Here is a 1,708-nt window from a genome sequence, read left to right as displayed (position 1 = left end):
TGATGGTGAGCAGCTCCTGCAGCGCGTAAGCCGCACCGTAGGCCTGCATGGCCCAGCACTCCATCTCACCGAAGCGCTGGCCACCGAACTGCGCCTTACCACCCAGCGGCTGCTGGGTGATCATCGAGTACGGGCCGGTCGAGCGAGCGTGGATCTTGTCGTCGACCAGGTGGTTCAGCTTCAGGATGTAGACGTAGCCGACCGAGATCGGGTCCGGCAGCGGCTCTCCCGAGCGGCCGTCGAACAGCTGCGCCTTGCCGTCGCCGTTGACCAGCCGCTTACCGTCGCGGTTGACCAGCGTCGACTCGAGGAGGCCCTTGATCTCCTCCTCCTGGGCACCGTCGAAGACCGGGGTCGCGACGTTCGAGTCCTTGGGGGACTCGTGCGCCTCGATGGCCCGCAGCTGCCGCTTCCACTCGGCGTCGTCGCCCTCGACCTCCCAGCCCGTCTTGGCGATCCACCCGAGGTGGGTCTCCAGGACCTGGCCGATGTTCATGCGCGAGGGCACACCCAGCGGGTTGAGCACGATGTCGACCGGGGTGCCGTCCTCCAGGAACGGCATGTCCTCGACCGGCAGGATCTTCGAGATGACGCCCTTGTTGCCGTGCCGGCCGGCGAGCTTGTCGCCGTCCTGGATCTTGCGCTTCTGCGCCACGTACACGCGGACCAGCTCGTTGACGCCCGGGGGCAGCTCGTCGCCGTCCTCGCGCGAGAAGGTGCGGACGCCGATGACCGTGCCGGTCTCGCCGTGCGGCACCTTCAGCGAGGTGTCACGGACCTCGCGCGCCTTCTCACCGAAGATCGCGCGGAGCAGCCGCTCCTCGGGGGTCAGCTCGGTCTCGCCCTTGGGCGTGACCTTGCCGACCAGGATGTCGCCGGGCACGACCTCGGCACCGATCCGGATGATGCCGCGCTCGTCCAGGTCGGCGAGCATTTCCTCGCTGACGTTGGGGATGTCGCGGGTGATCTCCTCCGGGCCGAGCTTGGTGTCGCGCGCGTCGACCTCGTGCTCCTCGATGTGGATCGAGGTGAGCACGTCCTGCTGCACGAGGCGCTGCGACAGGATGATCGCGTCCTCGTAGTTGTGGCCCTCCCAGCACATGAACGCGACGAGCAGGTTGCGGCCGAGGGCCATCTCCCCCTCGTCGGTGCACGGGCCGTCGGCGATGACCTGGCCGGCCTCGACCCGGTCGCCCTCGAAGACGACGGGCTTCTGGTTGACGCAGGAGCCGGCGTTGCTGCGGCGGAACTTGTGCAGCAGGTACGTGCGCCGGTGGCCGTCGTCCTGGTGGACCGTCACGTAGTCGGCGCACAGGTCCTCGACCACGCCGCCGACCTCGGCCACGACCACGTCGCCGGCGTCGACCGCGGCACGGTACTCCATGCCCGTACCGACCAGGGGGGCCTCCGCCTTGACCAGCGGGACCGCCTGACGCTGCATGTTCGCACCCATGAGGGCGCGGTTGGCGTCGTCGTGCTCGAGGAACGGGATCATCGCGGTGGCGACCGAGGTCATCTGCCGCGGCGACACGTCCATGTAGTCGACGTCCGTGCCGGGCACGTAGTCGACCTCACCACCCTTCCGGCGGACCAGGACGCGGTCCTCGGCGAAGGTGCCGTCGGCGGCGAGCAGGGCGTTCGCCTGCGCCTTGATGTACCGGTCCTCCTCGTCCGCGGTGAGGTAGTCGACCTGGTCGGTGACCCGGCC

1 protein-coding gene is annotated in these 1,708 nt (G+C 68.9%); it reads right to left on the bottom strand.

The features are described 5' to 3' along the window. The coding region (rpoB, locus tag RBH18_RS43770) for a DNA-directed RNA polymerase subunit beta (protein ID WP_306216430.1) at nucleotides 1-1,708 on the bottom strand (1,708 nt) is incomplete at both ends.

Origin of the sequence: Actinoplanes oryzae, from assembly GCF_030757795.1 — a bacterium.
Taxonomy (GTDB): domain Bacteria; phylum Actinomycetota; class Actinomycetes; order Mycobacteriales; family Micromonosporaceae; genus Actinoplanes.
This window is presented reverse-complemented; position numbering and strand designations above follow the sequence as displayed.